Source organism: Brachybacterium phenoliresistens (genome assembly GCF_000576425.1).
Lineage (GTDB): Bacteria > Actinomycetota > Actinomycetes > Actinomycetales > Dermabacteraceae > Brachybacterium > Brachybacterium phenoliresistens.
The window spans coordinates 105976-129001 of sequence record NZ_KK069988.1; the positions used below are offsets into that span (position 1 = coordinate 105976).

Genomic DNA, 23026 nt, shown 5'->3' on the forward strand with positions numbered 1-23026 from the left:
GCGGCCCCCCGCCGTGACCGAACCGTGATGTTCGGTCTTGCCGGCGGACCGCAGGGTGGAAGGAGACCGGGGTCTCGCAGATTCTGAGGGCTCACCTGCCGTTCCTCGGGAGAGCAGAGGCCCCTCATGACCGCAGATCCGCTCGCGCCCCCCGCCCCTACCACCGCTCCGCGCACCGGGAGCCTTCCCACGGGAACGCTCCCCGCCGCACGTCCCCTGCCCGCCGGGGCGGTGCGCGCCCTGGTGCTCGCGACCCTCGGCTTCGGCGTGAGCTGCTGGGCCTGGGCGCTGCTGAGCCCGCTGGGCCCGGTCCTCGTCCAGCGGGGGACCGTGGCCGACGCCTCCCTCGTCGTGGCGATCCCCGTGCTCGTCGGGGCCGTCGGCCGGATCCCGATCGGCGCGCTGACCGACCGCTTCGGCGGGCGGATCATGTTCCCCGCCGTATCCCTCGCCGCCGTCGTCCCGGTGCTGTTCCTGGGCCTGGTCGGCCAGGACTCCCTGGCCGGCCTGCTGCTGGGCGGACTGCTGCTGGGCATCGCCGGCACCATCTTCGCGATCGGCATCCCGTTCGTGAACTCCTGGTTCCCTCCGGAGCGGCGCGGCATGGCCACCGGCATCTACGGGGCGAGCATGGGCGGCACGGCCATCGCCGCCTTCACCACCGTCCCGCTGGTCAGCGCGGCCGGACCGGCCGCCCCGTTCCTCGCCTCCGCCGCGGCGCTGGTCCTGTACGCCGGGGTGGCGGCCGTGCTGATGCGCCCCGCGCCCGGCTGGCGCCCCTCGACCGCGAACCCGCTGCGGCAGACGGCCGGCGCCCTGCGCCTGCCGATCACCTGGCAGACCGGGGCGCTGTACGCCCTGTCCTTCGGCGGGTACGTCGCCTTCACCGTGTTCCTGCCCACCCTGCTGGTGGGCTGGTACGAGCTCTCTCCCGGGGACGCCGCCCTGCGCACCGCCGGGTTCGTGGTGGTCGCCGTGATCCTGCGTCCCTTCGGCGGGGTGCTCGCGGATCGCTTCACCGCCGCCCGGATGCTGCTGGTCTCCTATGCGGCTCTCGCCCTCGCCGCCGGCGTGCTCATGGTGCATCCGCCGCTGGCCCCCTGGGGGACGGCCGCGTTCCTGCTGGCCGCCGGCGGGCTGGGCCTCGGAGCCGGAGCCGTGTTCGCGCTGGTCGCCCGGGTCGCGCCGCCGCAGTCCATCGGCGCGGTGACCGGCGTGGTCGGCGCCGCGGGCGGGCTGGGCGGCTTCGTCCCGCCGCTGCTGATGGCGGCTTCGATGGAGTCCTTCGGCACCTACGGTCCGGCGCTCGCAGCGCTGCTCGCCGCGGCCGTCGGCGCCCTCGCGCTGACCGCCCACGTGGGGCGGCGGGATCGGCCGGCGGCTGCCTGAGACGGTCCGTCCCGGTCAGCGCCCGCCGATCTCGCCGACGCGGGTGACGGCCAGGACGGGCTCTCCCGCCTCGTCGGTCGCCTCGAGGTCCAGCTCCGCCTCGATGGCCCAGTCGTGGTTGCCCTCGGGATCGTCCAGCACCTGGCGGATCCGCCAGACCTTGGACTCCTCGGAGATGTGCAGCAGCTGAGGGGAGCGGGCGGGCCCGTCGATGCCGACCTCGTCGTACTCGTCGTAGTAGGCGTCCATGGCCTCCGCCCAGCGGGCCGTGTCCCAGCCCGAGGCGCCGTCGAGCTCCGCCAGGCGCGCCTCCCGCTCGAAGGCGAAGTGCTCGACCCGCTGCCACATGGCGGCGCGGACCATCGTGCGCAGCACCTTCGTCTGCGCGGACAGGCCGCGCGGCGTGGTGGGCCGCACCTCGGTGGCCGTGTCCGGCCCGAGATCCTCGGGATGGGTGAGGGACTCCCATTCGTCCAGCAGGGAGGAGTCGATGCCGCGCACCAGCACCCCCAGCCATTCGATGACGTCGTCGAGGCCCTCGGTGCGCAGGTCCTGGGGGATCGTGCGGCGCATGGCCCGGTAGGCGTCGGAGAGGTAGCGCAGGACGATGCCCTCGGAGCGCGTCAGCTGGTAGCGCTGGACGAACTCGCTGAAGGTCTGCCCGGTCTCGTAGATCTCCCGGACGATCGACTTGGGGGAGAGGTCGCTCTCGCGCACCCACGGGTTCTTCGCCCGGTAGATCGCCAGGGCCGCCTCGAGGTCCTCCGCCAGCGGCTTGGGCCAGGTGACCTCCTCGAGCAGCTTCATGCGCTCGGTGTACTCGACGCCGTCGGCCTTGAGCTCGGCCACCAGCTCCCCGCGGGCGGCGTTCTGCTGGGCCAGCAGCACCTGCATCGGGTCCTCGAGGATCGCCTCGATGATGGAGACGGTGTCCATCGCCAGGGTCTCGGACTCCTCGTCGAGGGAGTCGATCATGGCGATCGCGAACGGGGCCAGCGGCTGGTTCATGGTGAAGTCCAGCTGCAGGTCGTCCACCAGGCCGATGCGCCGGCCCAGGTGGTCGGGCTCCGCCCGGACCTCGACGATCTCCGCCTCGAGCAGGTTGCGGAAGATCTCCACCGCGTCCTTGACGAGCCTGAGCTTCTGGGTGCGGGTCTGATGGCTGGTCATGATGAGGTGGCGCGCGGCGGCGATCGCGCTGCCGGGACGGGCGATCAGCGCCAGCTCCATCGACGCGGTGATCCGCAGATGGGGGCGCAGCGCCTCCGGGGCGTTCTCCACGAGCTTGGTCAGGTTCGCCTCGGACCAGTTCACGGCGCCGTCGGGGATCCGGGGCTTGGGCTCCTTCTTGCGCTTCTTCGCATTGTTGGGGGCCTGGCCCGTCTTCGCCCGGGCGGCGGCCCGGGCCTGCTCCTTGACGAACTCGACCGTCCACGGCGGAGCCTGCACCACCACGTGCCCGACCGTGTCGAATCCGGCGCGGCCCGCACGCCCGGCGATCTGGTGGAACTCGCGGGAGTTCAGCAGGCGCTGGCGGCGGCCGTCGAACTTCGCCAGGCCCGTCAGCAGCACGGTGCGGATCGGCACGTTGATGCCGACGCCCAGGGTGTCGGTGCCGCAGACGATCTTCAGCAGGCCCGACTGGGCCAGGCGCTCCACCAGGCGCCGGTACTTCGGCAGCATCCCGGCGTGGTGGACGCCGATGCCCTGGCGCACCAGGCGCGAGAGCACCGTGCCGAATCCCTTCGAGAAGCGGAAGTCGCCGATCAGCTCACGGACCTTCTCCTTCTCCTCGGCGGTGAGGATCTTGCTGCCCTGCAGCGCCTGGGCGTGCTCGAGCGCGTCCTTCTGGGTGAAGTGGACGACGTAGACGGGCGCGTCGCGGTCCTCGAGGATCTCCTGCAGGGTGTCCTCGAGGGCCACGTCGGACCAGCGGAAGTCCAGCGGCACGGGGCGCGGGGCATCGGCGATCGTGCTCACCGGCCGCCCGGTGCGCTCGGCGAGGTCCTCCTCGAAGAACGACACATCGCCCAGGGTCGCGCTCATGAGCACGAACTGGGTGCGCGGCAGCTCGATCAGCGGCACCTGCCAGGCCCAGCCGCGCTGGGAGTCGCCGTAGAAGTGGAACTCGTCCATCACCACCAGGCCCACATCGCTGGTGGGCCCCTCGCGCAGGGCGTGCTGGGCGAGGATCTCCGCGGTGCACACGATGATCGGGGCCTCATGGTTGACGGCCGCGTCGCCGGTCATCATGCCCACGCTCTGGGCGCCGAACATCGACACGATCTCGAAGAACTTCTCGCTGACCAGCGCCTTGATCGGCGCGGTGTAGTACGCGCGCTGCCCGCGGGACAGCGCCGCGAACAGCGCGGCATAGGCGATCGTGGTCTTGCCGGAACCGGTGGGCGTCGCGGCGATCACGTGGTCGCCGGCGGCGATCGCCAGCAGCGCCTCCTCCTGATGGGGGTACAGGCTGCGCCCCAGCTCCGCCTGCGCCGCGATGAACGCGTCGATGATCGCGTCCGGGGACTGATCGGCATCGGGCTCGGGCAGGAAGGGGGAGAGGGCAGGCATGGGGTCCAGTCTGCCAGGGGGCGGCGACGCCCGCGGACGCTCAGCGGTCCGCCGGTCCCGCCGCCCGGGCTGGCCGCCGGCGGCTCATCCGTGCGGCGGGCGCTCCCCGCGCAGCCAGCGGCGGTGGCCGTCGATCGCCGCCCGGGCGGGCCGGGCCGGCTGCAGGAGGTCCGGCCCGTGGTCGGAGGTCGACTCGCCGCGGCTCATCGCGAAGCGCGCGTTCGTGATCGCCGGGCGCAGCCGGCGGCCGTCGTGGAGGACCACCACGGTTCCTCCGCGGTTCATGAGCGAGCGGTCCACCTCGATCACCGTGATCTCCTCCCAGGGGATGCGCCGCCCGCCCAGATACCGGCGGTCGACGATCCCGTCGGCGCGCACCTCGAAGGCCGGGCGCAGCAGGAGGGTGATGGCGACCCCGGTGAGACCCCAGCCGAGCAGGACGACGAGCGCGAGCAGCACGTGAGGCCGCTCCGGGACCAGCAGCGCCAGCAGGAGGGAAGCGATCATCGTCAGGGCGTGCCCGACGAGGACGAGCGTCACGAGGACGCGGACGAGCACGCCGGGGGCGGCGCGGTACAGCACCTCGGTCGCGCGGATCTCGGGCATGGGTACTCCTCCCCATCGTGCGGAGCGCAGGTCGACTCTAGGATCAGACGCAGCGCCGCGGGTGCGTCCGTCACGAGAAGGGGTCCGACATGAGCTTCCTGGGAGCCGATACCGATCAGCTGCGTGAACTCGCCGGGTCGACGAAGAACGGCGCCGGTCGCATCGAGGACCTGGTCGCCTCGCTCGACGGCACCGTGCACGGCGTCACCTGGGTGGGTCCCGACGCCGACGCCTTCCGCGAGCGGTGGAACGGGATGGTCCTGGCCCTCGTCCGCGATGCCGTGGAGCGGCTCGCCGAGCGCAGCCGGGTGCTCGAGGGGAACGCCGAGGACCAGGACTCCACCAGCGACGGCGACGGCGGCAGCGGCGGCACCCCCGGCGACGGGGAGGGCTCGATCTGGGACGCCATCCAGCAGTGGCTGGAGGACTACGAGCCGAAGGAGAGCGACGGGTTCTTCGGCGATCTTCTCGGCGGGCCGGAATCGGGGCTGCTGGGCAACCTGGCCTGGAACACGGCGTCGGCCGGGATGGACCTGTTCGGGATCTTCGGCGGCACCCCCGCCACCATCGCGGGGCTCCCGATGGACGTCGCGAGCATGGGCATCGGCCTGTACGACGCGATGCAGAGCTTCCAGGACGGCGAGCTGTACGGCACCGCCGACGGACTCATCACCTACGGCATCAACGCGGCGGACACCACGTTCGGGGTCCTCAGCCTGGTCCCGTTCCCGCCGGTCATGGCCGCCGGGGAGATCGGCGGCACCGTCACCGGGACCCTGGACACCCTGTGGTCGGGGGCGACCGCGCTCGCGCAGCTCGACGCGATCAACGGCGGGGACAGCGGCGGCTCCACGAGCCGCTTCCTGCTCGACGCGGTCGGCGTGCCGACCGATGTGCTCAACGGTGCGGAGGGCCTCTTCGCCGACGGCAGCGCGTGGATCCGGGACCAGGTCCCGGTCATCGATCCGATCATCGACAGCTCGCAGACCCTCGTCGAGAACATCATCCCGGACGACGCGCAGGGCGCCATCGAGAGCTGGGCGGAAGGCGCCAACGACTGGATCGACGACAAGCTGCCCTGGTGAGGCTCAGCCCTGCGGGGCGATGGTGAACAGGGACAGGGCGAGCTCCTCCAGCTGGTCCGCCGAGGCCGCGACGGCCTCGAGCAGCTCGCCGTCCTCCGCCTCCTGCACCACGACCACGCCGCCGGGCCCCGATGCCACCAGCACCGACGGCGAGAGGCGATCCCGGCGGTCGGTCACCCGCACGCGGGTGCGGTGCTCGGCCCCGCGCAGCAGCGGGCCGATCCCGTCCGATGCCTCGAGCTGCTCGTAGCTGCCGGTGACGACGTCGGTGACGGGGGAGCCCGCGGCATGGCCGCCCGGATCGATCCGATGGCGCAGCACGTCCGCCGCATGCGCGGTGTCGCTCATGGAGAAGTGGTGTATCCCGTCGGGGGAGACGAGCTCCTGCAGCACGGTGCCGTCGTGATCGACGAACATGCTGGCGATCGACACCCGCTCCACCGTCGGGCCGTCGGCACGGATCTGCAGCGGCACCAGCATGCGCCGGGCCACGATGCCGGTGAGCAGGATGTTCGGGGTCCATGCCTCGGGGTCCCCGACGGGCTCGCGCCGCTCGAGGGCCGCCACCGCGGACTCGGGGGCGAACAGCCCGCGCGCGACCAGCGAGCGGGCCGCCGAGAGCCGTGCCTCGTCCCGGGAGAAGCCCTCCGCCCGGGCCTCGCGGGCGGTGACCCACGGCAGGTCGAAGCCCATGCCGTCGCCGGTCAGCGCGAGGATCTCCTCATCGGTGATCGAGGTGAGGACCTGCGGATCCCCCGCGGCGTGCGGGGCGAGGGCGGCCGCGGCCGCGGTCTGGCGGGTGGGGGCATCGGTGTTCACGGGACCTCCGAGGTGGGCTGGGCGGCGCGGTCCACCGGACCGACGGGACCATCCTCACATGTCGAGGGACCGTCAGCGAGGCGTGCCGGGGTGCCGACGGCGCAGGTGCTCCTGATGCGCCTGGATCGCCGCCCGGGTGGGCCGGGCCGGCTGCAGCAGGTCCGGTCCGTGGTCGGAGACGGATTCCCCGCGCCGCAGGGCGTACCGGGCCGCCGTCAGCTCGGAGCGCACGCGCCGCCCGTCCCGCGTGACGACGACCGTCGCGCCGCGGCCGAGCGTGCTGCGGTCCACCTCGACCACCGCCACCTCGTCCCAGGGGATGCGCCGGCGTCCCAGCCAGCCGCGGATCGTGATGCCCGTGGTGGTGACGGTGAAGCGCTGGAGGTTGGCGAGGAGCGTGATCACCAGGACGGCGAGGAGCAGGGGGAGCACGATCAGACCGGCGAGCATCATCCTGCCGTCGCCGTCGAGCAGGGCCAGGAGCACGGGCACGCCGATCGCCAGCTCCAGCAGCAGCGCGAGGGCGATGCTCAGCAGGCGCATCCACCAGGCCAGGGAGACGGTGTACAGGACCTGCGGCCGATGCGGATCGGGGGAGTGCGCCATGGGGCCTATCCTCTCAAGCCGTGGCGGAGCCGGCGAGCGGCTCGACGTGCGCGAGGATCCGCTCGCGCAGCGCATCGGCCCGCTCGGCGAGCGCGCGCTGGCGCCGCCGGTACTCGGCCTTGCCCTCCGCGGACTCGATCGGCACCACGCCGTAGCCCAGCGGCCGCACGTCGTAGGGGCTCGCCTCCATGTCCAGCACGCGGGTGTCCCGGGCGTGCTCGAAGCAGTCCAGCACGAGATCCGAGGGGACCAGCGGCACCAGCTTCATCGCCCACTTGTAGAGGTCCATGCCCACGTGCAGGCAGGCGGGATTGTCCCGCTGCACCTGCGTGGCCCGGGTGGGGGCGAGCGCATTGCGGGGCACGGCCGGGGGCGTGAAGAAGCGGAAGGCGTCGATGTGGGAGCACACCAGGCGCTCGCCCTCGACGACCGCATCGGTCGCCTCCTGGCCCAGGCGCAGCGGCAGGTCCTCGTGGCGCTGCGCGCCCGGGGGCAGGCGGTAGACCATCGCCCACTCGTGCAGCCCGAAGCAGGAGAAGTTCGGCGCCCGCCGCGCGAGGGAGGAGGAGCGCAGCAGGCGGACCATGAAGTCCAGCGCATCGGCCCGCTCGGCGAGATAGCGCGGGACATCGGCGCGGCGCAGCGTCGTCCCCGCGGTCTCGGTGTCGACGTACCAGCCGCGCTCGCCGCCGGGGCGGATGTCGCCCGCGGGGCGCTCGTCGGCGCCGGGCCGCGGATCGGCGGCGGCGTCGTAGGCGGTCTCCCACCCCGGGTGCCAGCGCCGCAGACGCGCGGCGCTGAAGGGGTAGTAGGTGAACAGGAAGTCCTCGACGGGATGCTTCTGCCCGGCCGCGCGCCGGGCACGGTGCCCCGCGGTGAGCGCATCGGCCCGTGCCTCGTGCTCCGCGCGCGAGGCGGCCGCGGCCTCTGCGTCCAGGATGCGGCGGGGCTCGGGGACCGGGAGGGGCATGGGGCCAGTGTGTCAGGAGCTCTGCCGGACGGGGACGTGAGCTCGGTCGCGCCCGGCCCGCAGCGGCGCGCGCCGGCAGCGCGACCGGCCCGCCCCGCGGCCCGTCGGAGGACCGCGCCCCGCCGCCGGCCCCGCCGGGGGACCGGGGGCCGCGGCCTAGACTGGAGCGCATGCGCATCGTCCGATACACCACCGGTGAGGACCCCATGTACGGCATCGTCCAGGACAAGGACGGCACGGACATGGTCTACGGCATCACCGGCGACCCCCTGTACACCGAGATCCGCCCCACCGGGAAGATCACCCCGCTGGCCGACGTCCGCCTGCTGGCCCCCGTCATCCCCCGGTCGAAGGTCGTGTGCGTGGGCCGCAACTACGCCGCCCACGCCGCCGAGCTCGGCAACGAGGTCCCCGAGCAGCCGCTGCTGTTCCTCAAGCCCAACACCGCCGTCGTCGGCCCCGGCGATCCGGTGGTCCTGCCGTCCTACAGCGACGAGGTCAGCCTCGAGGCGGAGCTCGCCGTGGTCGTCAAGACCATCGCCAAGGACATCGACGCCGAGCAGGCCGCCCAGGTGATCCTGGGGTACACCTGCGCCAACGACTTCACCGCGCGCGACGCCCAGCGCGAGGAGAAGCAGTGGTTCCGCGCCAAGGCGTTCGACACCTCGTGCCCGCTGGGCCCGTGGATCGAGACCGATCTCGACGTCTCCGACGCCCGCATCGGCTCGTCCGTCGACGGCGAGGTCGCGCAGGACGGCACCACCGCCGACATGATCCGTTCCGTGCCCGAGCTGATCGCGGAGATCTCCCGCGTGGTCACCCTGCTCCCCGGGGATGTGATCCTCACCGGCACCCCCGCCGGCGTGCGCTCCGTCGCCGAGGGCAGCGAGGTCGACGTGACCATCGAGGGCATCGGCACCCTGACCAACCCCGTCGTGCGGCGCTGAACCGCCCGCCGCGACCCGTCCCACCCGTCATCGAGGAGAGCCTCCGCGTGAGCACCACCGCCGCGTCCACCCCGTCCGATCCCCGCGACACCCCCGCCGAGGTGCGGGTCCGCTTCTGCCCGAGCCCCACCGGCACCCCGCACGTGGGCCTGGTGCGCACGGCGCTGTTCAACTGGGCGTACGCCCGCCACACCGGCGGGAAGATGATCTTCCGCATCGAGGACACCGACGCGGCCCGCGACAGCGAGGAGTCCTACCAGCAGCTGCTGGACGCGATGCGCTGGCTCGGCATCGACTGGGACGAGGGCGTCGAGGTCGGCGGGCCCCACGGCCCCTACCGCCAGTCCCAGCGCGGCGAGATCTACCAGGACGTCATCGCGAAGCTCATCGAGGCCGGGCACATCTACGAGTCCTTCTCCACCGCGGAGGAGATCGCCGAGCGCCACCGCGCCGCCGGGCGCGACCCGCAGCTGGGCTACGACGGCTACGACCGCACCCTCACCGACGCCCAGAAGCAGGCCTTCCGCGACGAGGGCCGCGAGCCCACCTGGCGCCTGCGCATGCCCGACGAGGACCTCACCTTCACGGACCTGGTGCGCGGGGAGATCACCTTCAAGGCCGGCTCGACCCCGGACTACGTCGTGGTGCGCGCCAACGGCCAGCCGCTGTACACGCTGGTCAACCCCGTGGACGATGCGCTCATGGAGATCACGCACGTGCTGCGCGGGGAGGACCTGCTCTCCTCCACGCCCCGCCAGGTGGCGCTGTACCGGGCGCTGGTGGACATCGGCGTCGCGAAGCAGGAGCCGCTGTTCGGGCACCTGCCCTACGTGATGGGGGAGGGAAACAAGAAGCTCTCCAAGCGGGACCCGGAGTCCAACCTGTTCCTCTACCGCGAGCAGGGCTTCCTGCCCGAGGGCATGGTCAACTACCTCGCCCTGCTGGGCTGGGGCTACAGCGCGGACCAGGACATCTTCTCGCGCGAGCAGCTGGTCGAGCGCTTCGACGTGGCCGATGTGAACCCCAACCCCGCGCGGGTGGACATCAAGAAGGCGACGGCCATCAACGCCGATCACATCCGCCTGCTGCCCGAGGCGGAGCTCGTCGAGCGCCTCGTGCCCTACCTGCAGGCCGCCGGCCTCGTGTCCGACCCGATCACCGAGGAGCAGCACCGCCTGCTGGCCGCGGCCACGCCGCTGGTGCAGACCCGCATGAACCTGCTCGGCGAGGCACCGGACATGCTCGGCTTCCTCTTCACGGCCGATGCCGATCTCGTCGTCCAGGAGGACGCCCTGAAGAAGCTCGGCGAGGACCCGGTGGCGGTGCTCGACCGGGCGATCAGCGAGGTCGAGGCGCTGGGGGAGGTCTCCTTCACCACCGAGGCGCTCGAGGCCGCCCTGCGCGGCGCGATCGTGGAGGACATGGGCATCAAGCCCCGCCTGGCGTTCGGGCCGCTGCGCAGCGCGATCTCCGGGCGGCGCATCTCCCCGCCGCTGTTCGAGTCCATGGAGCTGCTGGGGCGCGACTCCAGCCTGGCGCGCCTGCGCGCCCTGCGGGAGCGTCTCGCGGCCTCCTGAGCCTCCTGAGCCTCCTCAGCCTTCCTCGGCCCTCCTGGGCGGCCCCGCGGGCCCCGGTGCGCACCCTGCGCCCCGGGGCCCGCGGGCGTTCGTGCTCCGGGGAGGCGCCCGGGCCGCGGGAGGCCGTCGGAAAACCCGCTGCGACCTCGCCCGATACCCGGGTGGGGAGCGTCACAGGCGGAATGGGCCCTCTCGGTTTGATGTGTGCTCGTGGACCGTATAGAGTCATACCTCGGTACGGCACGGAACGCCGGTTCCACGAGGTGAGAGCCTCGGAGGATCGGAGCTTCGAATCGTGCTTATCACCATGGGGTATGGTGTAATTGGCAACACAACGGTTTCTGGTACCGTCATTCTAGGTTCGAGTCCTGGTACCCCAGCGCAGTTCGATCCGTCGGATTCTTCCGACGTGTCGTCCGGCCCGCGCCCCGTTCGTCTAGCGGCCTAGGACGTCGCCCTCTCACGGCGGTAACACCGGTTCAAATCCGGTACGGGGTACGAGCAGCTCTCTCGGGAGCTGCACCCGGCTTCTTCGGAGGCCATGGGTTCGCCCCGTTCGTCTAGCGGCCCAGGACGTCGCCCTCTCACGGCGGTAACACCGGTTCAAATCCGGTACGGGGTACAGAGTCAGGACCGGCATCCGCATGGATGCCGGTCCTGTTCCGTTTCCGGCATCCATCGTCTCCCGGCGATCGTTTCCCGGCGCCGGCCTCGCGCGGGCGCGGGACGAGATTCGGGAGCGGGATGAGATTCGGGAGCGGGACGAGAAAGGACCGTCCTGCACCGGGTCGCGGAGGATCCGGAGCAGAACGGTCCGTCGGAGGGGGCGGGCCGTGCGGTGCGTGGTCGGGCTCTACTCGCCGAGGACCTCGGTGCTCGCGCGGCGCAGCACGTCGGTGAGGTGGTTGGCGGAGCTGATCACGGCGGCCGCGTGGAGGCGGCCGGGCTGGCGGGTGATGCGGTCCAGCGGCCCGGAGACGCTCAGGGCGGCGACGACGCGCCCGTTGGGGCCGCGCACGGGGGCGCTCACGGAGCCGACCCCCGGCTCTCGCTCGCCGATCGACTGCGCCCAGCCGCGGCGGCGCACCGCCGAGAGCATCGTGGCGGTGAAGCGGGCGCCGTGCAGGCCCCGGTGGAGGCGGTCGGGCTCCTCCCATGCCAGCAGGATCTGCGCGGCGGAGCCGGCCTTCATGGTGATCGTGGCGCCCAGCGGGACGGAGTCGCGCAGGCCGATGGGCCGCTCCGCGGCTGCCACGCAGACGCGGTGATCGCCCTGGCGGCGGTACAGCTGCGCCGACTCCCCGGTGTGGTCGCGCAGCGCCCCGAGGACCGGGCCCGCCGCGGCGAGCAGGCGGTCCTCGCCGGCGGCCGCCGCGAGCTCGCCCAGGCGCGGGCCCAGCACGAAGCGGCCCTGCATGTCGCGGGCGACCAGGCGGTGGTGCTCGAGCGCCACGGCCAGGCGGTGCGCCGTGGGGCGGGCCAGGTCGGTCAGCTGCACGAGCTGCGCAAGGGTCGCGGGCCCGGCCTCGAGGGCACCGAGCACGATGGCGGCCTTGTCGAGCACGCCCACGCCGCTGCCGGCGTCCTCCGTCACGTGTGTGTCCATGCTCCGATATTGCCGTCTTAGTGCGTGAGACGCAAGTGCGGCGTCATGCAGACCACCCGACGATGGTCACCACGACACCCCGCTCCGCGGGCCCGACCAGGGCCTCGGGGCGGGATCACGCCCCAATGAAGATTCCTCGGCACCGCGGCCCCCGGCCCGGTCGTGCGAGGCGCGTCCGAGACGCGAGGAAGGAAGTCCGAGATGGCGGGGACGCTCGCTGAGAAGGTCTGGAACGATCATGTGGTGCGCCGCGGCGAGAACGGCGAGCCGGACCTGCTGTACATCGACCTCCAGCTCCTCCACGAGGTCACCAGTCCACAGGCCTTCGACGGGCTGCGCCAGGAGAACCGGCCGCTGCGCCGCCTGGACCAGACGATCGCGACCGAGGACCACAACACCCCCACGATCGACATCGACAAGCCGATCGCGGACATCACCAGCCGCACGCAGATCGAGACCCTGCGCCGCAACGCCGAGGAGTTCGGCGTGCGCATCCACTCCCTGGGGGACGTGGACCAGGGCATCGTCCACGTGGTCGGGCCGCAGCTGGGCCTGACCATGCCGGGCGTGACCATCGTCTGCGGCGACTCGCACACCTCCACCCACGGCGCCTTCGGCGCGCTGGCCTTCGGCATCGGCACCTCGCAGGTCGAGCACGTGATGGCCACCCAGACGCTGTCGCTGAAGCCCTTCCGGACCATGGCCATCACCGTCAACGGCACGCTGAAGCCCGGCGTGACCGCGAAGGACATCATCCTCGCGGTGATCGCGAAGATCGGCACCGGCGGCGGCCAGGGCTACGTCCTGGAGTACCGCGGCGAGGCCATCCGCGCCCTCTCCATGGAGGGCCGCATGACCATCTGCAACATGTCCATCGAGGCGGGCGCCCGCGCCGGGATGATCGCTCCGGACGAGACCACCTTCGAGTACGTCAAGGGCCGCCCGCACGCGCCGACCGGCGAGCTGTGGGACGAGGCCGTCGCCTACTGGAAGACCCTGCGCTCGGACGACGACGCGACCTTCGACGCCGAGGTCGTCATCGACGCCGACGAGCTCGAGCCCTTCGTCACCTGGGGCACCAACCCGGGCCAGGGCCTGCCGCTCTCGGCCGATGTCCCCGCCCCCGAGGACTTCACCGACGACACCTCCCGCGCCGCCGCCGAGCGGGCGCTGGAGTACATGGACCTGGTCCCCGGCACGCCGCTGAAGGACATCCGCGTCGACACCATCTTCATGGGCTCGTGCACCAACGGCCGCATCGAGGACCTGCGGGCCTTCGCCGAGGTGCTGCAGGGGCGCACCAAGCACCCCGACGTGCGGGTGCTCGTCGTCCCCGGCTCCGCGCGGGTGCGCATCCAGGCCGAGCAGGAGGGCCTGCACGAGATCTTCGAGGCCTTCGGCGCCGAATGGCGCCAGGCCGGCTGCTCGATGTGCCTGGGCATGAACCCCGACCAGCTGAAGCCCGGGGAGCGCGCGGCCTCGACCTCGAACCGCAACTTCGAGGGACGCCAGGGCAAGGGCGGGCGCACCCACCTCGTCTCCCCGATCGTCGCCGCGGCGACCGCGGTGCGGGGCACGCTCAGCTCGCCGCTGGACCTCGACCCGATCGACGTCGACTCCCGCCCCGCCGCCGCGGCCGCCGGCGAGCAGAAGACCGCCTGAGCGCGCCCGCACGGACAAGGAGACCCTGATGGACAAGTTCAGCACCCACACCGGCATCGGCGTGCCGCTGCGCCGCAGCAACGTCGACACCGACCAGATCATCCCCGCCGTGTACCTCAAGCGCGTCACCAAGACGGGCTTCGACGACGGCCTCTTCTCCGCCTGGCGCAAGGACCCGGAGTTCGTCCTGAACCAGGACGCCTACCGCTCCGGCTCCGTGCTCGTGGCGGGCCCGGACTTCGGCACCGGCTCCTCGCGCGAGCACGCCGTCTGGGCGCTGCGGGACTACGGCTTCAAGGCCGTCCTGTGCAGCCGCTTCGCCGACATCTTCCGCGGCAACGCCGGCAACCAGGGCCTGGTGGCCGCGCAGCTCGCGCAGGACGACATCGAGCAGCTGTGGAAGATCCTCGAGGAGCAGCCCGGCACGCAGGTGACCGTGGACCTCGTCTCCCAGCAGGTGCATGCGGGCGATGCGACCTTCCGCTTCGACATCGACGAGTACACCCGCTGGCGCCTCATGGAGGGCCTGGACGACATCGGCCTGACCCTGCGGCACCTGGAGGACATCGAGGCCTTCGAGGCCCGGCGCCCCGCCTGGATGCCCAAGACGCTGCCGGCGCGCATCGCCGACTGACGCGTCCCGCCGACGGACCACGGATGCGGGGGCTCCCCTCGGAGCCCCCGCATCCGCATGTCGGAAGCATCCCGATGTGCCGTGGGTCCCAGACCGCGACGGGCCCGCTCCGGTATGGTGATCCGGTCGTCGCCGGGACCTGCCCGGGGACCTTGAGCCCATTCCAAGGACGATATGACCCACACATTCCACGTGCGCGGAGGGCGTCCCCTGGACGGTGAGATCACCGTCCGCGGCGCCAAGAACCTCGTCTCGAAGGCGATGGTCGCCTCGCTGCTCGGCGAGGAGCCGAGCGTGCTCCGCTCCGTGCCGGACATCCGCGACGTGTCGATCGTCTCCGAGCTCCTGCGGATCCACGGCGTCCAGGTCGATCGCGATGCCGAGACCGGCACCATCCGCTTCGACCCCTCGGCCGTGGAGCGCGCGCACGTGGTGGACATCGACGCCCACGCCGGCAGCTCGCGCATCCCGATCCTGTTCTGCGGTCCGCTGCTGCATCGCCTGGGGGAGGCGATCATCCCCGATCTCGGCGGCTGCCGGATCGGCGACCGTCCCATCAACTACCACCTCGACGTGCTGCGGAAGTTCGGCGCGCACGTGGACAAGCGCGAGCTGGGCATCTACATCACCGCGCCCGAGGGGCTGCACGGCACCCGCATCCACCTCGAGTACCCCAGCGTCGGGGCCACCGAGCAGGTGCTGCTGACGGCGGTCCGTGCGAAGGGCGTCACCGAGCTGACCAACGCCGCGGTCGAGCCGGAGATCGAGGACCTCATCGCCGTGCTGCAGAAGATGGGCGCGATCATCTCCCTGCAGACCGACCGCACCATCACCATCGAGGGCGTGGACCGCCTGGGCGGCTTCGACCACGTGGCGATCCCGGACCGCATCGAGGCCGCCAGCTGGGCCTGCGCGGCGCTGGTGACCAAGGGCTCGGTCATGGTGCGCGGCGCCCAGCAGAAGCCGATGGCCACCTTCCTGAACGTCTTCCGCAAGGTCGGCGGCGGGATGGAGATCACCGAGGAGGGGATCCGGTTCTTCCACCCCGGCACGCCCCTGCGCTCGATCGCCGTGGAGACCGACGTCCACCCCGGGCTCATGACCGACTGGCAGCAGCCGCTGGTGGTCGCGCTGACGCAGGCCGAGGGCATCTCCATCGTCCACGAGACGGTGTACGAGAACCGCCTGGGCTTCACGAGCGCGCTGAACGACATGGGCGCCAAGATCCAGGTCTACCGCGAATGCCTGGGCGGCTCGAGCTGCCGCTTCGGCCGCAGCAACTACAACCACTCCGCCGTGATCTCCGGGGCCAAGGCGCTGCACGGCGCCGACATCACCGTCCCCGACCTCCGCGGCGGCTTCTCGTACCTGATCGCGGCGCTCGGCGCCGAGGGCGTCTCCACCATCCGGGGGATCGACCTGATCGACCGCGGCTACGAGAGCTTCCGCGACAAGCTCACGGCGCTGGGCGCCGAGTACTGGGAGGACTGAGGACCCGATGAGCGAGACCGCCCCCGACACCCGCCACAGCGCGGAGCCCGAGGTGATCGCCGCGGATCCCGCCGACAGCGCGGCGCGCGAGGGCGGCGTCGGCCACGGCGCCGCCTCCTCCCTCGCCCTGCGCGACATCCCCGTGCCGGACTACTGCGACGTGGTGATCGTCCCCACCCGCGGGGTCGACGAGCCGGACCCGCGGGTCTGGGCCGAGGCGATCTTCTCGCACGAGAACACGCCGCTGTCCAAGCGGGGCCTGCTGGCCCTGCGGGACGAGGCGGTGCGCCTGTTCGACATGGTCCCTCCGCCGCAGAAGGAGTACGTCAGCGACGAGGTCCGCGGGGGCGAGGCGCTGATCCGGGACGACGACGAGAACCTCAGCGTCCGCATCGGCGTGGCGCTGCTGCCCGGCGGAGAGCTGCTCCAGGTCACCACGGCCGTGAAGTACCGCAGCATCCGGGGACGCCTCGCCTTCGCCCCGCGGCGCCTCATGCACGCCGCGGCCGTGAACACCCTGGCCCGCCGCGCCGCCACCACCGTGCGGCGCCGGGCCGTGACCGCGGGCGGCGCCGGTGCGACCCGCTCGATCACCGCGCAGGCCGCGCGCAAGGTCGGCCACGGCGCGCAGCGCGCCATCGGTCGCGGCCCCGGCGGAACCGCAGGGGTCTGAGCATGACCCGACGTCCCCCGGAGCGGCGGGCGGGGGTCGTCATCGATCTCGCGCAGCTCGTGCTGCGCCCCCTGTCGCGGCTGCTGGCGCCGCCGACCTGGATCGGCGCCGAGAACCTGTCGGTCCAGGGGGCGGCGATCGCCTGCGGCAACCACGCCGGCCCCTGGGACGCGATCGCCTACGGCCACCTGCTGCAGGCCCACGGGATCGCCCCGCGGTTCCTGGCCAAGTCCTCCCTGTTCGCCGTGCCCGTGCTCGGGGCCCTGCTGCGCTCCTCGCGGCAGATCCCGGTCGCCCGCGGGAGCGCCCGCACGGCCGATGCCCTCTCCGCCGCCGAGGCGGCGCTGGGCCGCGGCGAGCTGATCATGCTGTTCCCCGAGGGCACGTACACCCGCGACCCCGACGGCTGGCCGATGCGGGCCCGCCTCGGGGCGGCGAGACTGGCCCTGCGCAGCGGCGCCCCGCTGATCCCCATCGCCTGCGCGGGATCGCGGGAGTTCTGGCGGCCGCGCGCGGCGCTGCCGCGCCCCCGCAGGCCCCTGACGCTGCAGGTGGGGGAGCCGTTCGCGGTCGTGCGCGCCCCGGGCGAGTCGGAGAAGCAGGCCGCCGAGCGCGTCACCGCCGAGCTGATGGCGCGGATCACGGCGATGCTGGCCGGGATCCGCGGCGAGCAGCCTCCCGCCGCGGTCCACGACCCGCGCGGCGACCACCACCGACCCGAGGAGGGACGACCATGACCGCCTTCGCGATCCTGGGGGCAGGGTCCTGGGGGTGCACCTTCGCGCTCCTGCTGGCCCGTGCCGGGCACGAGGTGACCCTCTGGGCGCGCCGCGAGGAGCTCGCCCGCGAGATCCGCGAGGAGCACCGCTGCCGCGACTACCTCGGGGCGCGGGAGCTGCCCGCGGGCATCGGCGCCAGCAGCGACATCGCCGAGGCGACGCAGGGGGCATCGGCCCTGGTCGTCGCGGTCCCGGCGCAGCGTCTGCGGGAGAGCCTGCGCGCCTGGCGCTCCGCCCCGGGGATGGACGGCGCGCTGCCGGCCGTGCCCGTGGTCTCCCTCGCCAAGGGCATCGAGCGCGGCAGCGACCTGCGCATGAGCGAGGTGCTCGTCGAGGCCGGCGGCATCGACCCGTCGCAGGTGACGGTGCTCTCGGGCCCGAACCTCGCGGCGGAGATCGCCGAGGGCCAGCCCTGCGGCAGCGTCGTCGCCGGCCACGACGAGGCCGTCGCGCAGCAGGTCGCCCGCTGGTGCCAGGGGCCGAGCCTGCGCACCTACACCTCCTCCGACGTGATCGGCGTCGAGGTCGCCGGGGCCGTGAAGAACATCGTCGCCATCGCCGTGGGCGCCGCAGCGGGGCTGGGGTACGGCGACAACACCCGGGCCAGCCTGATCACCCGCGGGCTCGCCGAGATGAGCCGCCTGGGCGTGGCGCTCGGCGGGGAGGCCGCCACCTTCGCGGGCCTGGCCGGCATGGGGGACCTCGTGGCGACCTGCGCCTCCCCGCTCTCGCGAAACCACTCCCTGGGTGCGGCGCTGGGCCGCGGCCTGGACGTGCAGGCGGCCGCCGCCGAGGTCGGACGCACCGCCGAGGGCGTGGAGACGGCCCGCGCCGTCGCGGCCCTCGCGCAGCGCCTGGGGGTGGACATGCCCATCACCCGCGCCGTCGTCGAGGTGGTCGACCACCGGGCGCGTATCGAGGATGTCACAGCGGCGTTGCTGGCCCGTCCCGTCCGGCCCGAGTGACTAGTCTCGTCCCATGACCACGACCATCGCCCTCCTGTTCGGCGGCCGCAGCGGCGAGCACGGCATCTCCTGCGTGACCGCCGGCGGCATCCTCGGCGCGATCGACCGCAGCCGCTACGACGTGATCGCCGTGGGCATCACCCGGGACGGTCGCTGGGTGCACGTCTCCGACGACCCGGAGGCCTGGACCCTGGTCGACGGGAAGGCCCCGGAGGTCTCCGGCACCGGCCCGGAGGTGCTGCTTCCGCCGAGCGCCGTCGGCCCGGGGGAGAAGGTCGCCCTGCGCGTGATCCGCGAGGACCGGGTCGAGCCCCTCGCCGAGGTCGACGTGGTCCTGCCGCTGCTGCATGGGCCGTACGGGGAGGACGGCACCGTCCAGGGCGCCCTCGAGCTGCTGGACATCCCCTACGTGGGCAGCGGCGTGCTCGCCTCCGCGCTGTGCATGGACAAGGGCGCCACCAAGGCGGCGCTCACCCGCGCCGGCATCCCGACGGCCCGCGCCGTGACCATCGACGAGGACCGCTGGGCGCGCGAGGCCCACCACGTGACCGAGACGGTGGCCCGCACCCTCGAGCTGCCCTGGTTCGTCAAGCCGGCCCGCGCCGGCTCCTCCCTCGGCGTGACCAAGGTGAGCGATCTCGCGCAGCTCGAGCACGCCGTGAAGACCGCCTTCGCGGAGGATCCCCGCATCCTCATCGAGGAGGGCGTCAGCGGCCGCGAGGTCGAGTGCGCCGTGCTGCAGGCGGCTGCGGGGGAGGAGCCCCGCACCACCATCCCCGGGGAGGTGCGCATCGGCGAGGACCTCGACTTCTACGACTACGAGTCCAAGTACTTCGGCAAAGGCACCGTGGAGATCCAGGTCCCCGCGCAGCTCAGCGACGCCGTCCTCGAGGAGATCCGCGACATCGCCGCGCGCGCCTTCCAGGTGCTGCGCCTCGAGGGACTGGCCCGGGTCGACGTGTTCGTCGCGGCGGACGGCGCGATCCTCGTCAACGAGGTCAACACGATGCCCGGCTTCACCCCCTACTCGATGTTCCCGGTGCTCTGGGAGAACATGGGGCTCGAGTACAGCGGACTGATCACCGAGCTCGTCGAGCAGGCCCGCACCCGTCGCATCGGCCTGCGATGACCTCGCCCTGCGGCCGGCTCACGGCACGAGGGCGATCAGCTCCTGCCCGCCGGTGAGCTCGGGGTCGGTGTAGCCGACCTCCGCGATCCGGGTCCCCGCAGGGACGTCGACGGTCACCTCGAGCGTCACGGTCGCCCCCGGCGCGAACCCGGCGGAGTCCGTGGTGAACGACAGCACCCGGACCGGGTGCAGGGCCCCGTCGCCGTCGCGCACCGTGATCGCGTCGATGCTCGGCTCGATGACGCTCCCGCCGTGGTTGGTCATGTCCACGTGCACCGTGACCAGCACCCCGTTCTCCGGGGTGATGACCGTGCCGGCAGCGGTCTCGATCCGATCCACCTCGACGACATCGGTGACCACGAGCTCCACCTCCGCCGCGCCGACGACGGCAGGCTCGGTGGCGGTCGCCTCATCGGCCCCGGGGTCGGGGTCCCGGTCGGGCGAGGGGACCGGGTCAGCGGTCGCGGCGGGATCGGTGGTCGGGTCCGGGACGGCCGCCGCCTCCTCCGGGTCCTCGGTCACCGGGGCGGCGGGAGGACGGGTGCTGGTGACCGTCTCCTGGTCTCGCAGCGTCGTCCAGACCCCGTAGCCGGCGGCTCCCAGCCCCAGCGCTCCCACCAGCATCACCGCGCACGCCCCGGCGAGGCACCAGCCCGCGCGACCGGTCGTCGTCGGGCCCGGCGCCCCCTGCGGGGACGGGCCGAGGGAGCCGCCGCCCGGGCCCGGCTCCGACCCGCCGACGTCGGAAGGCCTCGGCGTGCTCATGGACGATCTCCTTCAGGGCGGGGGCGGGGGCGGGGGACCGATGCGATCATGCGGCGTCGCCGGGGCCGATGCAGCGCGACGTCGCGGGGATCGCGGAGATGAGCTGCGTGAACTCCAGGGGCACGGCGGAGGGCTGGTCCGGCGCGACCGAGCGCGGCACCGAGATGTCGATGGCGGGCACCCGGCCGAAGCTGGTGAACAGGACGATGCCGTCCTCCTCGCGGACGATCCAGTCGACCTCGCGGCCGGAGGAGTCGGCCAGGGTCGTGCACAGATCGGTCGTCGGCCCCGGCGGCGTCACCCCGCAGCGCAGGACGATCGTGTCCTCCCCGGTGCCCCAGGCCAGGGTCCCCTGGCTGTCGGTCTCGTGCAGCGGCTGGCCGAGCATCTGCTGCGGCGCACCGACGACGATGTCCGCGCAGGCGGGGTCCGCCGCATCGGGCCCGGCCGGGACCGTGGTCGCGCCGCAGGCGGCGAGGACGGGGGCCAGCAGGGCCAGGGCGGCCAGGGCGGAGAGGCGGGGTCGGACGAGGCGCACCCTCCGAGCGTACCGGGCCCGCCTGGGGCACACTTCTCCTATGCCCTCCATCGCTCACCTGCACGAATCCGGACTGCTCGCGGCGATCCTCCCGCACTTCGCCCAGGGCGGCGACGTGGAGGTCGGCCCCGGCGACGACGCCGCGGTGGTGCGCCTGCCCGGCCCGCGCCTGGTGATCACCACCGACTCCCTCGTCGAGGGCCAGGACTTCCTGCTCCCCGCGACGCGGCCGGCATGGATCGGCGCCAAGGCCGCCGTGCAGAACCTCGCGGACGTCGCCGCCATGGGGGCGCGGCCCCGCGCCGTCGTGGTCGCGCTGAACGCCCCCGAGTCCACGGACCTCGCCGTGCTCGAGGGCATCAGCCGCGGTCTCGCCCAGCGCTGCGGCCGACATGGCACGAGCGTGGTGGGCGGCGACCTCGGACGCTCCGAGCAGCTGACGATCACCGTCACCGCCGTCGGGGCCCTCGAGGGGGACGCCCCGGCCGTCCAGCGCTCCGGGGCGCGGGCAGGGGACGTGCTCGCGATCGGCACCGAGCAGCTCGGGCGCAGCGCGGCCGGTCTCGCGCAGCTGCTCGCCGGGGACCACGCCGGGCAGCACGTGCCCTGGCACAACGCCCCCGATCCCGACCTGTCCCTCGGCTGGGGCACCGGCCGCACCGCGCACGCCATGATGGACCTCTCCGACGGCCTGGTCCGCGACGGAACCCGTCTCGCCCAGGCCAGCGGCGTCCTGCTGGACCTGGACCGCGAGGCACTCGCGGCCGATGCCGCCGCCCTCGACGGCGCCGCCGCGCAGCTCGGCGCCGACGCCTGGGACTGGGTGCTGCACGGCGGCGAGGAGCATGCCATGCTCGCCGCCTTCGCGCCCGGCAGCGTCCCGCCCGGCTTCCGGGCCATCGGGACCGTCAGGGAACGACCCGCGGCAGCGACGCCCGCGGTGCTCCTGGACGGTGCGGAGATCCCCGGCGAGGGCTGGGACCACTTCGCCTGATCCACCGGTCCGGTCGCCCTTCGTCCCCATCCCGTCGTCCCCATTCGGCGTCGGTGCGCTGTGGAGCGTCTGCGCATCCGGATAAGGTCGAGCCGTGGTCGCGCCGATCAGCGGGGGGACCGATCACGAGACAGGGGCAGGGATGTTCGGGCACGTCAGCAATCGCACCATGGACCGCCGGCCGATCGCGGGGGAGAGCCGGCCGATCGTCAGGGAGAGCGGGGCGCCGGGGCCCCGAGCACATCGATCGGGGGCTCTGCTGGTCTCCTCGCTGGCGCTGCTCCTCGCCGCCTGCGGTCCCGGTGCGGAGCCGGTGACGACGCCGACCGCGGCCGGCACTGCGGAATCCGCGCAGACGGAGCCGGCACCGAGCGCGCCGTCCGACGCCGGCGGCGCCGAGGCGTCGCCGAGCAGCACGGCGGCCGGACCGAGCGCGCCGGAGAGGACACCGGAGGGCCGACGCTGCTCCGAGAAAGCCGGCTGGGCGCTCGTCATCGCCCAGGGGGACGTCCCGTGCGAGGAGGCGACGAAGGTCATGTTCGCCTACGAGCGCGACGCGGAGCCGGCGCCGGGACGAGTGCCCGGCGAGGACCTCGAGGTCGACGGGTGGGCCTGCGAGCCGATCCTCTTCGCGAGGATGGGCTACGAGCCCGACACCTACTCCTCGCGGTGCGAGAAGGACGGTGCGGCGATCATGACGATCGAAGCCGCGACCGAGCTCCCGTCCGACGGACCCATCGTCACGCCGACGGGTCGTTCGACCTCGGGCTACGGCCGCAAGGAGGTCCAATGGGGCTTCATCTCCCCGAGCGGGACCTGGAGCTGCGCGATCATCGACAATCCGACGAACGACCCGGGTGACGGCCTCAGGCCGGGAGTCGAGTGCGAGGGACACAAGGACATTCCGGGGACGTCCGTGCTGGCGGACGGAGGAGCCATGATCGAGGCGAACGGCGTCGCGATGCGGGCCGACTCCCCGCCGGAGCCGATCAGCGCCGCCGAGAAGCTCATCGACCCCGAGAACACCTTCGTCCCGCTGGAGTACGGCCAGATCCTCTATGCGCGGGGCGCCGCGTGCACGGTCGACCAGGAGCGGGGCGTGACGTGCACGCAGGACGGCCATTCGTTCACCGTCTCCTTCGTGCACGGATTCGAGGGCAGCTGAGCGGCCATCGGCCGCGCCGTGGTCGCGCATCCCGGCCCGCCCCACGCGGTGT

General features: G+C 72.9%; 21 protein-coding genes and 3 tRNA genes. 16 read left to right on the forward strand and 8 right to left on the reverse strand.

From position 1 onward, the window contains the following. Nucleotides 1-126 precede the first annotated feature (126 nt). The gene (locus tag BF93_RS00470; protein ID WP_084148144.1) at nt 127-1389 is read left to right on the forward strand and encodes an MFS transporter; all 1263 of its coding nucleotides are present in this window, start codon (nt 127-129) and stop codon (nt 1387-1389) included. A 15-nt stretch (nt 1390-1404) separates the two neighbouring features. Here BF93_RS00470 and BF93_RS00475 read toward each other — a convergent pair whose 3' ends face one another. Continuing rightward, the gene (locus tag BF93_RS00475) at nt 1405-3963 is read right to left on the reverse strand and encodes a DEAD/DEAH box helicase (RefSeq protein WP_051486342.1); all 2559 of its coding nucleotides are present in this window, start codon (nt 3961-3963) and stop codon (nt 1405-1407) included. Nucleotides 3964-4047: 84 nt separating this feature from the next. After that, the gene (locus tag BF93_RS00480; protein ID WP_038369998.1) at nt 4048-4569 is read right to left on the reverse strand and encodes a hypothetical protein; all 522 of its coding nucleotides are present in this window, start codon (nt 4567-4569) and stop codon (nt 4048-4050) included. A gap of 89 nt (nt 4570-4658) precedes the next feature. On the opposite strand from BF93_RS00480, the gene BF93_RS00485 reads away from it, so the two are divergent. Further along, nucleotides 4659-5654, forward strand: a complete 996-nt coding sequence (locus BF93_RS00485; RefSeq protein ID WP_038369999.1) for a WXG100 family type VII secretion target — start codon at nt 4659-4661, stop codon at nt 5652-5654. Nucleotides 5655-5657: 3 nt separating this feature from the next. Here BF93_RS00485 and BF93_RS00490 read toward each other — a convergent pair whose 3' ends face one another. The 3 genes from BF93_RS00490 to BF93_RS00500 form a co-directional block, all read right to left on the reverse strand. Then, nucleotides 5658-6473, reverse strand: coding sequence for a hypothetical protein (locus tag BF93_RS00490; protein WP_038370000.1), 816 nt, complete (start codon nt 6471-6473; stop codon nt 5658-5660). 72 nt (nt 6474-6545) lie between these two features. Then, entirely contained in the window at nt 6546-7079 is a 534-nt protein-coding gene (locus BF93_RS00495) for a PH domain-containing protein (RefSeq protein ID WP_038370001.1), read from the reverse strand. A 13-nt stretch (nt 7080-7092) separates the two neighbouring features. Then, nucleotides 7093-8049, reverse strand: a complete 957-nt coding sequence (locus BF93_RS00500; protein ID WP_038370002.1) for a hypothetical protein — start codon at nt 8047-8049, stop codon at nt 7093-7095. A gap of 170 nt (nt 8050-8219) precedes the next feature. On the opposite strand from BF93_RS00500, the gene BF93_RS00505 reads away from it, so the two are divergent. The 5 genes from BF93_RS00505 (at nt 8220) to BF93_RS00525 (ending at nt 11195) form a co-directional block, all read left to right on the forward strand. Continuing rightward, entirely contained in the window at nt 8220-8996 is a 777-nt protein-coding gene (locus tag BF93_RS00505; RefSeq protein WP_038370003.1) for a fumarylacetoacetate hydrolase family protein, read from the forward strand. A 47-nt stretch (nt 8997-9043) separates the two neighbouring features. Beyond that, nucleotides 9044-10573 carry a glutamate--tRNA ligase gene (gene gltX, locus BF93_RS00510; RefSeq protein WP_038370005.1) on the forward strand — a complete coding sequence of 510 codons (1530 nt, stop codon included), beginning with the start codon at nt 9044-9046 and terminating at the stop codon, nt 10571-10573. Nucleotides 10574-10881: 308 nt separating this feature from the next. After that, nucleotides 10882-10953, forward strand: a tRNA-Gln gene (locus BF93_RS00515). 45 nt (nt 10954-10998) lie between these two features. Next, nucleotides 10999-11071: transfer RNA gene (locus BF93_RS00520), tRNA-Glu, on the forward strand. 51 nt (nt 11072-11122) lie between these two features. Then, nucleotides 11123-11195: transfer RNA gene (locus tag BF93_RS00525), tRNA-Glu, on the forward strand. 231 nt (nt 11196-11426) lie between these two features. Here the strand turns inward: BF93_RS00525 and BF93_RS00530 are convergent. Then, nucleotides 11427-12179 (reverse strand): IclR family transcriptional regulator, encoded by a 753-nt coding sequence (locus BF93_RS00530; RefSeq protein WP_038370006.1) that lies wholly within the window; start codon nt 12177-12179, stop codon nt 11427-11429. Between the two features lie 201 nt (nt 12180-12380). On the opposite strand from BF93_RS00530, the gene leuC reads away from it, so the two are divergent. The 7 genes from leuC (at nt 12381) to BF93_RS00565 (ending at nt 19512) form a co-directional block, all read left to right on the forward strand. Then, on the forward strand, nt 12381-13841 hold the full coding sequence (gene leuC, locus BF93_RS00535; protein ID WP_038370008.1) for a 3-isopropylmalate dehydratase large subunit: 1461 nt from the start codon (nt 12381-12383) through the stop codon (nt 13839-13841). 28 nt (nt 13842-13869) lie between these two features. Continuing rightward, entirely contained in the window at nt 13870-14475 is a 606-nt protein-coding gene (gene leuD / locus BF93_RS00540) for a 3-isopropylmalate dehydratase small subunit (protein WP_038370009.1), read from the forward strand. Nucleotides 14476-14649: 174 nt separating this feature from the next. Beyond that, complete coding sequence (gene murA / locus BF93_RS00545; RefSeq protein WP_038370010.1) at nt 14650-15966, forward strand: UDP-N-acetylglucosamine 1-carboxyvinyltransferase; 1317 nt, start codon at nt 14650-14652, stop codon at nt 15964-15966. 7 nt (nt 15967-15973) lie between these two features. Continuing rightward, the gene (locus tag BF93_RS00550) at nt 15974-16639 is read left to right on the forward strand and encodes a DUF2867 domain-containing protein (RefSeq protein ID WP_084148146.1); all 666 of its coding nucleotides are present in this window, start codon (nt 15974-15976) and stop codon (nt 16637-16639) included. Between the two features lie 2 nt (nt 16640-16641). Further along, nucleotides 16642-17376 carry a lysophospholipid acyltransferase family protein gene (locus BF93_RS00555; RefSeq protein ID WP_038370011.1) on the forward strand — a complete coding sequence of 245 codons (735 nt, stop codon included), beginning with the start codon at nt 16642-16644 and terminating at the stop codon, nt 17374-17376. Continuing rightward, nucleotides 17373-18383, forward strand: coding sequence for an NAD(P)H-dependent glycerol-3-phosphate dehydrogenase (locus tag BF93_RS00560; protein WP_038370012.1), 1011 nt, complete (start codon nt 17373-17375; stop codon nt 18381-18383). The genes BF93_RS00555 and BF93_RS00560 overlap by 4 nt, the downstream gene beginning before the upstream one ends. 13 nt (nt 18384-18396) lie before the next feature. Then, on the forward strand, nt 18397-19512 hold the full coding sequence (locus tag BF93_RS00565) for a D-alanine--D-alanine ligase family protein (RefSeq protein ID WP_038370013.1): 1116 nt from the start codon (nt 18397-18399) through the stop codon (nt 19510-19512). 18 nt (nt 19513-19530) lie between these two features. On the opposite strand, the gene BF93_RS00570 is transcribed toward BF93_RS00565, so the two are convergent. Both BF93_RS00570 and BF93_RS00575 read right to left on the reverse strand, forming a co-directional pair. Further along, complete coding sequence (locus BF93_RS00570; protein WP_038370014.1) at nt 19531-20277, reverse strand: hypothetical protein; 747 nt, start codon at nt 20275-20277, stop codon at nt 19531-19533. Nucleotides 20278-20323: 46 nt separating this feature from the next. Continuing rightward, the gene (locus tag BF93_RS00575) at nt 20324-20815 is read right to left on the reverse strand and encodes a DUF3515 family protein (protein ID WP_038370015.1); all 492 of its coding nucleotides are present in this window, start codon (nt 20813-20815) and stop codon (nt 20324-20326) included. Between the two features lie 40 nt (nt 20816-20855). Here BF93_RS00575 and thiL point away from each other — a divergent pair, with 40 nt between their 5' ends. Both thiL and BF93_RS00585 read left to right on the forward strand, forming a co-directional pair. Beyond that, nucleotides 20856-21809: a thiamine-phosphate kinase gene (gene thiL / locus BF93_RS00580; RefSeq protein WP_038370016.1), complete on the forward strand. Its 954-nt coding sequence runs from the start codon at nt 20856-20858 to the stop codon at nt 21807-21809. 313 nt (nt 21810-22122) lie between these two features. Further along, nucleotides 22123-22974 carry a hypothetical protein gene (locus BF93_RS00585; RefSeq protein WP_156954001.1) on the forward strand — a complete coding sequence of 284 codons (852 nt, stop codon included), beginning with the start codon at nt 22123-22125 and terminating at the stop codon, nt 22972-22974. The last annotated feature ends 52 nt before the right edge of the window (nt 22975-23026 follow it).